At 65.0% G+C, this 5,611-nt stretch carries 8 protein-coding genes; 3 read left to right on the top strand and 5 right to left on the bottom strand.

All coding sequences use genetic code 11. From position 1 onward, the window contains the following. The first annotated feature begins 440 nt into the window (after positions 1-440). Entirely contained in the window at positions 441-959 is a 519-nt protein-coding gene (locus ACTIAO_RS16920) for a GNAT family N-acetyltransferase (RefSeq protein WP_441907270.1), read from the top strand. Between the two features lie 113 nt (positions 960-1,072). Here ACTIAO_RS16920 and ACTIAO_RS16915 read toward each other — a convergent pair whose 3' ends face one another. Next, positions 1,073-1,732 carry a TetR/AcrR family transcriptional regulator C-terminal domain-containing protein gene (locus ACTIAO_RS16915; protein WP_441907269.1) on the bottom strand — a complete coding sequence of 220 codons (660 nt, stop codon included), beginning with the start codon at positions 1,730-1,732 and terminating at the stop codon, positions 1,073-1,075. A gap of 62 nt (positions 1,733-1,794) precedes the next feature. On the opposite strand from ACTIAO_RS16915, the gene ACTIAO_RS16910 reads away from it, so the two are divergent. Continuing rightward, complete coding sequence (locus ACTIAO_RS16910) at positions 1,795-2,604, top strand: alpha/beta fold hydrolase (protein ID WP_441907268.1); 810 nt, start codon at positions 1,795-1,797, stop codon at positions 2,602-2,604. Continuing rightward, complete coding sequence (locus ACTIAO_RS16905; RefSeq protein ID WP_441907267.1) at positions 2,604-2,891, top strand: putative quinol monooxygenase; 288 nt, start codon at positions 2,604-2,606, stop codon at positions 2,889-2,891. The genes ACTIAO_RS16910 and ACTIAO_RS16905 overlap by 1 nt, the downstream gene beginning before the upstream one ends. A gap of 61 nt (positions 2,892-2,952) precedes the next feature. Here the strand turns inward: ACTIAO_RS16905 and ACTIAO_RS16900 are convergent, their stop codons facing one another. From ACTIAO_RS16900 to ACTIAO_RS16885, 4 genes are all read right to left on the bottom strand, one after another. Further along, on the bottom strand, positions 2,953-3,141 hold the full coding sequence (locus ACTIAO_RS16900; protein WP_441907266.1) for a PepSY domain-containing protein: 189 nt from the start codon (positions 3,139-3,141) through the stop codon (positions 2,953-2,955). Between the two features lie 51 nt (positions 3,142-3,192). Further along, positions 3,193-4,032 carry a hypothetical protein gene (locus ACTIAO_RS16895; protein WP_441907265.1) on the bottom strand — a complete coding sequence of 280 codons (840 nt, stop codon included), beginning with the start codon at positions 4,030-4,032 and terminating at the stop codon, positions 3,193-3,195. Positions 4,033-4,111: 79 nt separating this feature from the next. Then, positions 4,112-5,404: a sensor histidine kinase gene (locus ACTIAO_RS16890; RefSeq protein ID WP_441907264.1), complete on the bottom strand. Its 1,293-nt coding sequence runs from the start codon at positions 5,402-5,404 to the stop codon at positions 4,112-4,114. A 34-nt stretch (positions 5,405-5,438) separates the two neighbouring features. Then, a partial coding sequence (locus ACTIAO_RS16885) for a winged helix-turn-helix domain-containing protein (protein WP_441907271.1) occupies positions 5,439-5,611 on the bottom strand: 173 nt, incomplete at its 5' end.

The following is a 5,611-nucleotide window of genomic DNA, read 5'->3' as shown; positions in this document are numbered from 1 at the left end:
GGGCGCCTGGTGGTCGATGCCTCCGGCCGCGACTCGGATGTGCGCGCGGCAGCCGTGTCCGATCTCATCGGAGTTGTCGTGAACTGAGACGCGGGGACCGCAGAATCTCGCGGGAATTGAGGTGCGCTCAGGTCGCGTCTGTCTCACGACAGTTGTCGAATTGAACGTGTGTGTCGCTCTGCGGAATGTGCTGGCTGGCTATCCGGGCATCAGGATGATGCAGTCCGCACAACGCTTCGATCAGGAGACCAGAAGTGCGATGACCGACCAGCTTACGGACGGCCAAAGCTTGGGGAGCGTCTTTGCCACCCCCTCCGCGGGTGTTGCGGCGTCGAGGTGACCTGGCCGCACCACCGGTAGCGTGGAAGCAAGGCGGGCTGAGTGGGAGAATGACGTGGTCTCGAGTGCGTCGGATCGGGGTCGTGAGAAGAGGTCGATAATTGCAAGATGGACTGGTTCGATCGATCTGGTTCCGTGCTATCTCGCGCGGAGATGCGGCTTTGGTGCATGAATTGCACAGCGATCCGATGACGAACGTGAACAATCCGTTCGGGGCCTCACTCGACGTCCGGGCGAGCGAGGAGATGCTCGAAGGTTGGTTGCAGCACTGGAAGGATCACGCCTTCGGCTACGAATTGGCTTTCGAAGGCGACCGACTTGCCGGGATCTGCGGCGCTCGGCGTGACCGCTGGCGCGACATACCCGTGATCAACCTCTACTGGCGTCTCCTCCCCGAGTACTGGGGGAAGGGTCTTGCTGGCGACCTCGGCCGGCACGCTTTAGATATTGCACGCACAGCCCCACCTCTGGCCGAAGACCTGATCGTGGCGAGGATGCGACCTGAAAACGTCGGCTCTGCGCGCGTAGCCGAGAAGCTCGGCCTCACCCGTCGCAGCGACTTGGACGGCGAGATGAGCGGCGCACACTGGATTCTCTACGCCGTCGCGAGGGTCCCGTAGCTCCGTCGATCCCCGAGGAAGACCCGAGTGCCATCAGTAGCTGCCGACGGTGGGGATACTCTGGTTACCCGACAGCATGGCTTCGTTTGATGGTTGCGCTTACGGCGTTGAGGTTAGTCTTCGTCGGTTGCGGCAAGCTCGCGTTCGGTTCCTGAGATGATCATTCGCAACCCATGCTCGAAAACGTCTTCACCCAGGGGATCCCCTCCGATCTTCATAGCCTCCAATAACGTGCCGAGTGCCTGCCCACCGAGGGTCGCCATCGGACTCACAACGCCGGTTGGTTCATCGCGTTGTGTTTCGACAGCTGTCTGCTCTTTCAAGGCGAATCCGGTGACGTAATGCGTGACGATGGCGATGGTGCTCAGGGCGAGCACAGGGTCGAATCCGAAATCAACCAGCGCGGCGACCTCGTCGCCGAAGAGCCGAACGGTCTCTGGGCTTGCAGTGCGAACGGCCGCAACGATGCGTGCCCCGTCCCGGTGGCTCAGCATCTCCGCGCGGTAAGCGCGAGCTCGTCGGAGGATCCACCTCCGCCAGTCCTCGCCGCGTTGAGGAGCGCCCATGCCAGCGCTGAGAATTATGGCATCCCCCATTCCGTCGAGAAGGGCTTGCTTGTTGGCAAAATGCCAATAAAGTGCGGGTGACTTGACCTCGAGCTCGATCGCCAACCGCCGCGTGGTGAGTTCGTCTAGGCCAACCGTGTCCACGAGATCGAGCGCCGTCGCGACGATCGATTTCTGACTCAGTGCCGGGCGTCTTACTGCATCCATCTTGACACCTTATCGCCGATAAGCGTAGTGTCGCCGGTACTTAGCATCGATAAGGAGATGTCATGATTTCGACGCTATCAGCAGACGGGACGACCGCGATCGCAATGGAGGAGGGGTCGGGCCCGGCGATACTGATCGTGCATCCGGGGCTTGATGATGGCACGGCGTGGCGGAAGGTGACGGACATCCTCGCTCGGGAGTTCACTGTGACCAACATCGTTCGGCGACAGTACCGCGACGACATCCGTCGACGCGTGTCGATCGCCGATGAGGTCGCGGATATTGCTGCGATCTGTGGCGCGCTGCAACGACGCGTTTTGATCGTCGGACATTCTTCGGGTGGTGTCGTATCCCTGGAAGCTCTGGCTGCTCGCCCTGACCTGTTCGTCGGAGGCGTCGTTTATGAGCCGCCGGTTGACATCGGGCAACCGATCGGCGGCGAGTCACTCGACCATGCGGTTCAGGCAATCGCGGAGAACAAGCCGGGCAAAGCGATCCAGATCTTCACTCGAGACATAGTGGGTTTGCCTTCCGGCCAGTCTCGAATGATCCGCGTTTTCGTCGGCCTCAGCTCGAAACTGAAACGCCTCGCTCCGGGCCAAATCGCCGACAACGTCGCAATGCGGGATCTTGGAACACGGCTCGGGGCCTACGCGGGCATTGAGTTGCCGGTCCTACTGATCGGCGGCGGTCGCAGTCCGGCACATTTGGGGGAGCGCCTGGATGTTCTCATGCAGACCATCCGGTACTCCGAACGGGTACTGCTTCCCAGACAAGGCCATTCCGCAAACCAGCGGGCCCCGCGCGAAATGGCCACAGTGATCACCAGGTTCTACCGCGACCTCCTCGTCCCCAAGAAAGAAGCACATTAATGCTCATCATCGCCGGATATCTCATCCTCGCCCCGTCCGACCGCGACCTGTTTGTCGCGGGTCACCTCGACTTAGTCGAACGAGCGCGCCAGGCGCCGGGGTGCTTGGACCTTGCCATCAGTGCAGATCCCGTCAATGACACCCGGGTCAACAACTATGAACTGTGGGAGAACGAGGAATCACTGGCTTCCTGGAGGAAGATCGCGAACCCTCCGCACCTAAGTATCGATTTCCATGGCGGGGATATGGTCAAGTACCACATCGAGAAGACAGGACCCGTTTTCTAACGGGAATCACCACGTGGCTGGTGGGAGTCGACACCGCCCATGCGAGCGCGTGTTTGAAACCTCAGTGACCGGTGTCGTCTCTGCGCACGCTACCGTCGGCAGCGTCGATCTGTACTTCATGCTTTGCTCCGGAACCTTCGATCACATCGCCCTCCCAGACGGTAGGGCCGGCCTCGTCGTCCAGGTTCAACTCGATGATCGTGCCGTCCGGCACGGCGTCTGACATGGCCTCGGCCGCTTCATGCGCCACCCCGTTTCTCGGGTGGTCTCTGGTGCGCCCGACAGACTGGACGCGACCCGCTCAGTCGTCGATGTCGGTGCCGATGACGGCGAAGTCCGCGCTGAAGTCGATGTCGATCGAGCGGTTGTCTGATGTGAGGACCGAGGCGTCGTACGGGCTCACGTCGTCGCTGTCGGCGTCGAGGTCGGTGATCATCCCGTCGGCTTCGGCGAGTGAGGCCGTGACCAGCGCGCGGATCGTCTCGTCGTCCAAGCTCAGGCTGGCGCCGGTGTCGTCGTCGTCGGCTGTGTCGGTCGAGATGACCGATGCGGCGAGCCCCTCGTCGACGCGCACCTCGGTCTCGTCGCCGGCGGCGTTCGTCAACTGCACCTCCCAGGTGCCGTCGCGTTTCGCGTCGATCGACGTGACGTCGCCCTCGGCTGCGCCGCGCGCGGCATCCGCGATCTCGATCAGATCGTCGGCCGATGCCGTTCCGATGCCGGTGTCAGAGCCGCTGCCGTCCGAGGACGCGCCCCCCTCGTCAGTGCTGTCTTCGCTGTCGTCTTGGTCGCCGTCGTCGCGGGATGCGTCATCCTCGGATGCGTCGTCGTGGCGGGGGCCGTCCGATATCGATGAACTGTCGTCATCGCCGAACTCGTCTCCGATCGCCGCGCCGATCGCGATGCCGCCGCCGGCGAGCACTACCGCCGCCGCGATGCCGCCGCCGATGAGGAGCGCCCGCTTGCGTCCGGGCTTCGACTCTGCGGGAGCGGGCGCAGGAGTCGCTGCGGGGGCCGCCGGATGCGGCGCCTCGCCGGACGTCGGCGTCACAGGAACCGTCGGAGCGTCGGGCATGGATTCCGGGGTGTGGTGAGGCGTGTGGTCGGGGGTCTGGTCGGGAGTGGGTGTCTTGTCGTCCATGTCATGATCGTCTCGCAGGGGCGCTGAAGCCTCCCTGAAGCATCCTGAAGTCTTCTTCAGGAACCGACGATCCGGCCGATCAGGCGCCAAGAGGCAGCGTGAGCACGAAGCGGGCGCCGCCCCAGCGGGAGTCGTCGACCACAAGGGTGCCGTGGGCGGATGCTGCGATGCCCCGTGCGATCGCGAGCCCGAGTCCGCTGCCCCCGGCGTCACGGCTGCGCGCCTCATCGAGCCGGACGAAGCGTTCGAAGATCCGCTCCCGCTCCTCGGCTGGGACGCCGGAGCCGTCGTCCTCGACCGTGACGGACACGTACCGATCCGATGGCGTCACGCCGATCGCGACTCGGCCACGGCTGTGTCGTCCGGCGTTGTCGGCGAGGTTCCGCACCAGCTGACCCAGCAGGCGCGGGTCGCCGTGCACCCGAGCGGCGCGGATGCCGGAGCCGTCGACCTCGAGCCCTGCCGCACGCAACCGCCGCACCTCGCCGAGCGCGATGTCGTCGAGGTCCACCGCCTCGTCGTGCGTGCTCGCGCCCTCGTCGAGTCGGGCGAGCAGCAGCAGCGACTCGACGATGCCCTGCAGACGCAGCCCCTCCTCCGACACGACCTCGGCGAGCTCGCCGATGCTCGTCACGTCGGGGTGGGCCTGTGCGAGCTCCGCATGCTGGCGGATGCTCGCGAGCGGGGAGCGCAGTTCGTGCGACGCGTCTGACACGAACCGCCGCTGCGCCGTGGCGGCGGCATCGAGCCGATCGAGCATGCCGTTCATGGTGGTCGCGAGCGCGGCGATCTCGTCGGCCGTCTCCGGCACCGGCACGCGTTGGTGGAGGCGCTCAGCGGTGATGCCGTCGACGTGCTCGCGGATGCGCTCGACCGGGCGGAGCGCGCGGCCGACGACGAGCCAGGTGGTCACCGCGACGAGGAGCAGGAGCAGCGGGACGGCGATGGCCAGCAGGGTCGAGACCGTCGCCAGGGTGTCCGCGTCGTCGTCCATCGAGACGGCGAGCACGAGAGTCTGGTCACCGTCGAGATCTTCCGAGACGACAAGCATCTGCTCCTCGTCGACGATGAGCGTCTGCGCGTCGTCGGAGACGGGGAGCGTGTTCGATCCCAGCGCTTCGCGGGCATTCTCGCTGGCGGCACGGACGGATCCGTCTGGTCCGATGAGCTGCACGATCTCGTCGTCGACCGCGTTGACCAAGTCTCCGCCGGGGCCGTCGAGACGTTCGGCGAGCTCGTCGAGGCGCTGCTCCGCCGCGCGCTCCGTGCCCCCATGGATGCTGGCGCTGAGGACGCCATAGAACGAGAAGGCGCCGACGAACAACGCAACCGCGACGACGACAGTCGCCCCGAGCGTCGTCCTGCCGCGCACCGATCGCCAACCGCGCACTGGGCGCCAGCCGCGGCTAGCCACCGTTCGCCGCCAGCCGATAGCCCGCACCGCGGATGGTCTCGATCGCCTCGCGGCCGAACGGCTTGTCGAGCTTGCGGCGCAGGTGCCCGACATAGACCTCGACGATGTTCGGGTCACCGTCGAAGTCGTCGTCCCAGACGCCGTCGATGAGGGCGCGCTTCGACA

The sequence above is a fragment of the Microbacterium sp. genome (genome assembly GCF_052099035.1).
GTDB lineage: Bacteria > Actinomycetota > Actinomycetes > Actinomycetales > Microbacteriaceae > Microbacterium.
The sequence above is the reverse complement of the archived record's forward strand: the minus strand, read 5'-3'. Positions and strand labels throughout refer to the sequence as shown.